This is a genomic window from Streptomyces sioyaensis (assembly GCF_004122735.1).
In the GTDB taxonomy this organism is placed as follows: domain Bacteria; phylum Actinomycetota; class Actinomycetes; order Streptomycetales; family Streptomycetaceae; genus Streptomyces; species Streptomyces sioyaensis.
The window spans coordinates 1-6,197 of sequence record NZ_SDIF01000214.1; the positions used below are offsets into that span (position 1 = coordinate 1).

The window sequence follows — 6,197 nt, forward strand, 5'->3', positions numbered from 1 at the left end:
TCCGTGCCCCGACTCACCCCCCACCGGATCCACCTCCCCTGCCGAGGCCACATGCTGACGCCCCCTCACACCGGCCCGACGGCTCCGCCCCGCGCCCCCGTCACCCCTGCCACCAGCGGACCGATTGGGCCGGCCGCTGCGCGGGGACAGGTGGACCCGGGAGTGAGAAGGCGCAAGAAGGCGGCGGCAACCACGGAGCGGGCGATGGGCACAAATACCCCAGAGTCCCCCATTCGCCTCCGCCGTACCGCATCTGAGGACCCGTCACGGTGAGATGTACTCGAACCACAGCACCCGCGTCGCCGCCCGCGCGGCTACGGTCATATGAGGGCGGCAACACCACGGCACGAACGGCGACGGCGGTAGAGGGGGCACAGGCGCGATGAGTCTCAGCGACGACGGCGGCTACGGCGGCGACAGCCACCGCGGTCCCGAGACGGGCCAGACACGGACCAGACTTCCCGACAACGACGGCGACGGCTACGGCTCGGCACGGCGCTCCCGCACCGGCCTGACCAGCCGTAACCTCATCACGATCGTCGGCGTGATCGTCCTGCTGCTCGCGGCCATCGCCTTCGCCAACCGCGGCGGAAGCGGCAACAGCGAATCCCCGTCGACCGACTCCGCCAAGGACACCGACGCCGCCCGCCCCACCGCCCCCACCGGCACCAAGCCGGTCACCGGCAAGAACGGCGGCATCGCCACGGGCTTCCCGAAGACGGAACAGGGGGCGGAGTCGGCGGGGGCGAATTATGCGGTGGCGCTCACCAGCGACGGCATGTACAAGGCCGCCAGACGGCACGAGATCGCCGACGCCGTCTATGCGCCATCCGTGGCGGCGGCACGCAGGAGCGCCCTCGACAAGGTGTACTCCGACCCCGCCTTCCTCGGCAGGATCGGCCTCAAGCCGGACGGCACCGCGCCCAGCGGCATGACCTTCGTTTCGCGCGCGAACCCGGTCGGCACGAAGACCGAATCGTTCAAGGGTGACACCGCCAAGGTCTCGGTCTGGTATTCGGCCCTCTTCGGCCTGGCAGGCGCGCAGTCCAAGAACCCCGTATCGGAGAGCTGGTACACGAACACCTTCGACCTGAAGTGGATGGACGGGGACTGGAAGGTCACCGACTTCACGCAGAAGGACGGCCCCGCTCCGGTCGGAAGGGACCAAGCTGCCGCATCGGCAGGGGATATGACCAAGGCCGTGCAAGGGTTCGGAGGGTTCACCTATGCCCGCTAACAGTCGTCGCCGCGCCCTCTCCCTCGCCGCGTTGGTGACGGTCGTCCAGACAACCGCTGTGCTCCTGGCCTCCCGTGCTTTCGCAGCGCCGGACCCCACGCCGGGCAGTGACCCCTGCGACCTCATCCGCGGCCCCGCCAAGGCCTACTGCCAATCCGGCGACAAAGCCGGCTCCGGCGCGCCCAAGGCGCCCGGCGGCCTCACCGACGACAACCCCCTCGACCCCCTCAGCTCCCTGGCCAAGGGGTTCGCCAAGGCCGCCGCGTGGATCGTCACCAAGCTGTCGGACGCGGTGAAGTCCACCTCGCAGGTGGACTTCACCAACGCCGCCTTCCTGCGGCAGTACGCCGTCGTCTTCGCCGCCTCCACCATCCTCACCCTCGTCCTGTGGCTGCTGGCCGTCGCCAAGCGCGCCGTGCGCGGGGTGCGGCTGACGGAGGCGATCGGTGAGGCGGTCGGGTTCCTCTGGCTGACCGTGCTCGCCTCCGCCTTCACCCCGCTCATCCTCTACACCATCGTGTCGGCGACCGACGGCGTCACCGAGATCCTCGCGAAGGCGACGGGGGCGCAGACCGACACCTTCTTCGGCGCCTTCTCGCAGGCGCTCACGAAGGGCACGGACATCGGCGGCGGACCGATCATGCTGATCGTGGTGTCGCTGGTCTCGGTCCTCGCCGCCGGTGTGCTGTGGCTGGAGCTGGTGATCCGGGCCGCGCTGCTCTACGTCGGGGCGCTGCTCGGCACGGTCGTCTACGCGGGCCTGGTCGACAAGAACATGTGGGGGCACGTGCGCCGCTGGGCGGGCATCATGATCGCGGTGATCATGGTGAAGCCGGTCATCGTCATCGTGCTGGGTATCGCCGGTGCGCTCTCCCACGACAAGGGCCCGAACGCCTTCTCCGCCGTCGTCTCCGGCCTCGCGATCATCATCCTCGCCATCTTCGCCAGCGCGGTGATCTACCGCTTCGTTCCCGGCTTCGGCGACGAGATGGTCTCGGCCCGTACGAACAAGGGCCGGGCCACCGACGGCAGCCAGGCCGCCGCGATGATCTCCTCGCCGGCCGCGCTGGTCTCCCAGGGCATCAAGACCCACAGCTCCCGCAGGTCCGGCGGGGACGGCGGACAGTCGCAGGGCGCACAGGGCGGCCAGTCCCGGCCGGCCGACGCGGTGGCCGGCGGGGTCGCCGCACACAGCTCCCGCACCGGCGGCGGCCGTGGCCCGGCGCCCGCCACCCCCGCTCCCCGTACGAACACCCACCCCGGCCCGAGCAGCAGCTCCCGCACCGGCAAGACAGCAGGAGGTGACGGGCGTTGAGCACGCACTCCCACCCGATCGCGCCACGCCGCACGTACCTGATCGGCCGCGCCCGGCCCAACGCGATCGTCGGCAAGAACCGCGAGACCGGCGAGATCGCGCTGATCATCGTCGGCGCGTTCCTCGGGATGATGTGCGGCCTGCTGGTGCCCATGCTGCCGCTGCGGATCGTGTCCCTCACCGGCTTCCCGATGCTGGGGCTCGCCCTCGTCTACGTGCCGTACAAGGGCCGGACGTTCTACAAGTGGTTCGAGATCCGGCGCAGCTTCCGCCGTACGGTCCGCCGCGGCGCCACCTACCGCTCCGGCGCCGCCGAGGCGGGCGTCCGACTGGACGGCCGGGAGGTCGAGATCGGCCCGCCGCCCGGCATCGGCCGGATCAACTGGCTGTCCGCCCCGTTCGGACCGGACGAGATCGCCGTGCTGCTGCACGCCGACCGCAAGACGGTGACCGCGGCCATCGAGATCGAGGGCCCGGGCGTCGGCCTGCGGGACAGCGAGGACCAGGAGGCGCTGGTCGACCGCTTCGGGACGCTGCTGAAGCACGTGGCCAACGGCGACGGGTATGTGACCCGGCTGCAGATGCTCGCCCGTACGCTGCCCGCCGACCCGGACGCGCACGCCAAGGACGTCGCCCAGCGCGGCGACCGCTCCTCCCCGGCCTGGCTGCAGGAGTCCTACGACCAGCTCCAGTCGATGGTCTCCACCTCCTCCGAGCAGCACCGCGCCTACCTCGTCGCCTGTATGCACTACACCCGCGAGCTGGCCGCCGAGGCGCAGACCATGGCGCGCGCCGCCCGGATGCACCAGAGCGGGCTGCTGCGCAAGAAGCTGGACCGCGACGCCGGTCTCGCGGTCGTGATGGCCCGTGAACTCACCGACATCTGCGCCCGGCTCGCCGAGGCCGACATCCGGGTCCGCCAGCCGCTGGGCCAGGCCCGGCTCGCCTCCCTCGTGCACTCCATGTACGACCCGGACCACCCCATCGACCACATCCAGGCGATGAGCAAGCGCAACGCCTGGCCGGCCGAGCTGGACGCGATGGAGCCCACCTATCTGCAGGCCAAGACGCGTGAGTCGACGACCCGCGCGCCGTGGTGCCACGCCACCGCCTGGGTCAAGGAGTGGCCGCTGACCCCGGTGGGCGTCAACTTCCTCGCGCCCCTCCTGGTGCACACCCCGGACGTGATCCGTACGGTCGCGGTCTGCATGGACCTGGAGCCCACCGAGGTCGCCATCGAGCGGATGCTGACGGAGAAGACCAACGACGACGCCGAGGCCAGCCGCGCCGCCAAGATGAACCGCGTCGTCGACCCGCGGGACGTCGCCCACCACGGCCGCGTGGACCAGCGCGGCGAGGACCTGGCCTCCGGCGCCGCCGGCGTCAACCTCGTCGGCTACCTCACGGTCTCCTCCCGCTCACCCGAGGCGCTGGCCCGCGACAAGCGCACCATCCGCGCCTCGGCCGGCAAGTCCTACCTCAAGCTGGAGTGGTGCGACCGCGAGCACCACCGGGCGTTCGTCAACACCCTGCCGTTCGCGACCGGAATCCGCCGCTAAAGCCGCTGGGAGGCGCGTACGTCATGGCCATGCTCGATCCGCTCGGAGCGCTCACCGACGCGTTCACCAGCTTCCTGTTCGGGAAGGTGGAGACGACCCGGCTGCCCGTACGCACCTCCACCGGCCAGGCCCAGGCGGTCTATCTGCCCACCGCCGCCCCCGGTCTCGGCGACTCCGGCGTGATCATCGGCCGTGAGGTCTACAGCGGCAAGGGCTACATCTACGACCCGTTCCAGCTCTACGGCCAGCAGCTGCCGGCCCCGCACTGGCTGGTCCTCGGCGAGTCCGGCAACGGCAAGTCCGCGCTGGAGAAGACCTACGTCCTGCGCCAGCTGCGGTTCCGCGACCGCCAGGTCGTCGTCCTGGACGCCCAGGGCGAGGACGGCGTCGGCGAGTGGAACCTCATCGCCGAGGAGCTGGGGATAACCCCCATCCGCCTGGACCCGACCGCCGCCCTCAACGGCGGGATCCGCCTCAACCCCCTCGACCCGTCGATCACCACCACCGGCCAGCTGGCCCTGCTGCGCACGATCATCGAGGTCGCGATGGGCCACGGCCTGGACGAGCGCTCCGGCTTCGCCCTCAAGGTCGCCCACGCGTACGTCACCGAGACCATCACCGACCGGCAGCCCGTCCTGACCGACATCGTCGAGCAGCTGCGGCACCCGGAACCGGAGTCGGCGGAGGCGATGAATGTCGACATAGACGATGTCCGAGCCTGGGGCCTGGACGTCGCGCTGGTCCTCGACCGGCTCGTCGACGGTGACCTGCGCGGCATGTTCGACGGGCCCACCTCGGCCGGCATCGACCTCGACGCCCCCCTCATCGTCTTCGACCTCTCGCACATCGACCGGAACTCCATCGCGATGCCGATCCTGATGGCGATCGTCGGCGTCTGGCTGGAGCACACCTGGATCCGCCCCGACCGCAAGAAGCGCATCTTCCTGGTGGAAGAGGCCTGGCACATCATCAACTCCCCCTTCGTGGCCCAGCTCTTCCAGCGGCTGCTGAAGTTCGGCCGCCGGCTCGGCCTGTCGTTCGTGGCCGTCGTCCACCACCTCAGCGATGTGGTCGACGGCGCCGCCGCACGCGAGGCCGCGGCGATCCTCAAGATGGCCTCGACCCGCACGATCTACGCCCAGAAGGCCGACGAGGCACGGGCCACCGGCCGGGTGCTCGGCCTGCCCCGCTGGGCCGTCGAGATCATCCCGACCCTCACCCCCGGCATCGCCGTCTGGGACGTCAACGGCAACGTCCAGGTCGTCAAACACCTCATCACCGAGGCCGAACGCCCGCTGGTCTACACCGACCGGGCGATGACCGAGGCCTCCGCGATGCCGACCGACGAGGCGCGCGCGATTCAGGCGGCGGCGGACGCCGAGGCCGAGGCGCGCGCCGACGCGATGGCGATGGAGCGGCAGTGGAGAGACGAGTCGAGCGAGACGGTGGCGTGAGGCGCGGATACGACGACGAACGGGGCGCCGGCGGCTACCGCGACGCGCCCGCCCCCCGGGGGCGCGGCGTCCCCGACTCCCTGCTGGTCGGGCTGCTCGCCTTCCTGCTGGGCCTGACCGTGCTGGTGTGGAGCGCGACGGGCCTGGCCGGCTTCTTCGCCCACGGCGCCTGGCCCACGGGCGTCACGTACCCCGGTACGCCGATGGCGCTGCGCCATCTGGTCTCCGCACCGCACAACATGGCCGCCGCCTGGCCCGACACCCCCAAGGACCAGCTCTCCGGCTACGGCCTCTTCTGGGGCATCCTCATCGGCGAGCTGATGGTGCTGCTGGTCCTGGCGATCTTCACGCTGGGGACGATCACCCGCTATCGCGCCGTACGGACGGCCCGCCGCTCGAAGGCCCGGCAGCCCACCGCCCCGGAACCAGCGGCACACACACCGCAAGAGCAGGCCCGCCAGGCGGAACGGGAAGCGTGGCAGGCCCGGGAAGCCCTCCAGGAGACGGCCGCCCCTACGGCGCCCGGCGAGGACACCCGGCCCGCGCCTGCCATCCCGGCCACGCCGCCTCCCTCGCCCGCCGAGGCCACCTCCACCGGCCCCCTCCCGGAACAGCGCACCTCACCCCCGGCC

The 6,197-nt window shown here is 71.2% G+C and carries 4 protein-coding genes and 1 pseudogene; all 5 read left to right on the forward strand.

From position 1 onward, the window contains the following. The first annotated feature begins 382 nt into the window (after positions 1-382). Complete coding sequence (locus EST54_RS32860) at positions 383-1,237, forward strand: hypothetical protein (RefSeq protein WP_129251337.1); 855 nt, start codon at positions 383-385, stop codon at positions 1,235-1,237. Continuing rightward, positions 1,227-2,552: a hypothetical protein gene (locus EST54_RS32865; RefSeq protein WP_129251338.1), complete on the forward strand. Its 1,326-nt coding sequence runs from the start codon at positions 1,227-1,229 to the stop codon at positions 2,550-2,552. The genes EST54_RS32860 and EST54_RS32865 overlap by 11 nt, the downstream gene beginning before the upstream one ends. Next, positions 2,549-4,111 (forward strand): SCO6880 family protein, encoded by a 1,563-nt coding sequence (locus tag EST54_RS32870; RefSeq protein ID WP_129251339.1) that lies wholly within the window; start codon positions 2,549-2,551, stop codon positions 4,109-4,111. Before EST54_RS32865 ends, EST54_RS32870 begins: the two co-directional genes overlap by 4 nt. A 29-nt stretch (positions 4,112-4,140) precedes the next feature. Next, the gene (locus EST54_RS32875; RefSeq protein ID WP_129251340.1) at positions 4,141-5,565 is read left to right on the forward strand and encodes an ATP-binding protein; all 1,425 of its coding nucleotides are present in this window, start codon (positions 4,141-4,143) and stop codon (positions 5,563-5,565) included. After that, positions 5,562-6,197: pseudogene (locus EST54_RS32880) on the forward strand (type VI secretion protein); the annotation flags it as partial. The gene EST54_RS32875 and the pseudogene EST54_RS32880, both read left to right, overlap by 4 nt.